Source organism: Rubrivivax sp. A210 (assembly GCF_904426505.1).
In the GTDB taxonomy this organism is placed as follows: domain Bacteria; phylum Pseudomonadota; class Gammaproteobacteria; order Burkholderiales; family Burkholderiaceae_C; genus Rubrivivax.
This window is the reverse complement of record NZ_CAJGBN010000061.1, coordinates 1-1,565: the sequence shown is the minus strand read 5'-3', so window position 1 is coordinate 1,565 and position 1,565 is coordinate 1. Positions and strand designations below refer to the sequence as shown.

2 protein-coding genes are annotated in these 1,565 nt (G+C 58.3%); both read right to left on the bottom strand.

Annotated elements, in window-relative coordinates; translation table 11 throughout:
- Positions 1–296: 296 nt before the first annotated feature.
- Positions 297–674, bottom strand: a complete 378-nt coding sequence (locus tag JMV16_RS21125) for a hypothetical protein (RefSeq protein ID WP_201496303.1) — start codon at positions 672–674, stop codon at positions 297–299.
- Between the two features lie 170 nt (positions 675–844).
- A complete protein-coding gene (locus tag JMV16_RS21120; RefSeq protein ID WP_236580641.1) occupies positions 845–1,216 on the bottom strand; it encodes a PDZ domain-containing protein in 372 nt (123 codons plus the stop codon).
- Positions 1,217–1,565 lie beyond the last annotated feature (349 nt).

Here is a 1,565-nt window from a genome sequence, read left to right as displayed (position 1 = left end):
CTCGCGGAATTTGGTCGCCTTCTGAGCCGCAGTGATGCTGATGAGGGGATGCATTTAGTGCGGCTGGTGGATGTCGTGAAAGCTGCCGAGGTGAGTGTATTTGCGTGGCCTAACGTTCGAGCTAAGCGGGCGCCAACGGCAGGACGCCAGGCCCGGGCTGGTGAAAATGTACCGCGTACCACCAGACCGGGCCTGGTGGCCTGCCGTTGGCGCTCCGCTTGAGCGAGGGGTTAGGCCTCACCGTGGTTTGCAATGACTGAGGGTTGAGCATTGGTTGCTTGAGACCGGCTGCTGGCCTACGCGTGCTTGATGTTCACGTAGTTCACGGGGCTGGCGTTGCCTTTGGCGAAGTAGTGCGCGATGTTCTTGCCGACATACTTGTCTCGGATCGCTGCTGGCGCGACCTTTCCTGAGAACTCCCAGCGGTTTGGAACTGCGACTTGCGTGAGCGGCCGCGTTGTGTACGGCGTTGTTCCGGCCCCATGCCAAGTTGCTACCGTGTATACCTCCTGAACAACCCCGCCCGCGATACTGAGTGCGTACTCAGCACTGTCCTTGTCGGGGCCCAGCTTCCATACACCTCGCGTAGCCTCGTAGAGCTGCTGGGGCGTCATTCCTGGGCGATGCAACTTGGCGATGCGAATGAGCAACGCAGGTTCGGTGACTGTGAGCATGCTGTGCTTGTGGCTGTGAGGCCTAACGTTCGAGCTAAGCGGGCGCCGACGGTAGGACGCCAGGGCCCGGGCTGTGAAAATGCACCTTGTGCCACAGGCCGGGCCCTGGTGGCCTGCCGTTGGTGCTCCGCTTGAGCGAGGGGTTAGGCTTCACCTGGTGGCGTGACGATTCAGTGCCTCGGCGGTACTGCTACCAGCGTTACTTCGTATGCTTCTCCGTTTGCCCGACGAAGCTTTAAGGTTACTTGTTCCCCTGGCTTCTTGTTCATTCTGTCTGCCATCGTGGATGCCTTGGCTCCTGCAACCTTGCCGCCTTCAACTTCAAGAATTAAATCTCCCGCAACAATGCCTGCGAGGGCAGCGGGCATACCAGATTGAACGCTTTGGATAAGTACACTCTTGAGCGTAGGATTGAATACTCCATCTGAATCAACTTTCACCGTGAGTCCAAATATACCTCTGGATTCCTCTGCGACGGCTACCATTGTGGGAGCAAATGCCATCAGAGCTAGAGCTATGCGGCGAGTTGGGTAGGAGGGCATTTTGTGAAGCCTAACGTGTTTTATGCGACAGCGTTACAAAGCTGACATGACTGGATTGAACGCAATCGCCTTGATTTTGGCAAGTAGTCGGACGCAGAAAAGTCATCAATGAGGCCCTCACGCTTGGGGGAACGCTTAAGGGAAAGTCCGGGGAGGCTGCAAAGTTTGGGATTGCCACGGAGGCTGTTTTGGCGGGTGGTGCGCCAACACTGGTTCCTGTGAGGCCTAACGTTCGAGCTAAGCGGGCGACGACGGCAGGACGCCAGGCCCGGGCTGGCGAAAATGTACCGCGTACCGCCAGACCGGGCCTGGTGGCCTGCCGTTGGCGCTCCGCTTGAGCGAGGGGTTA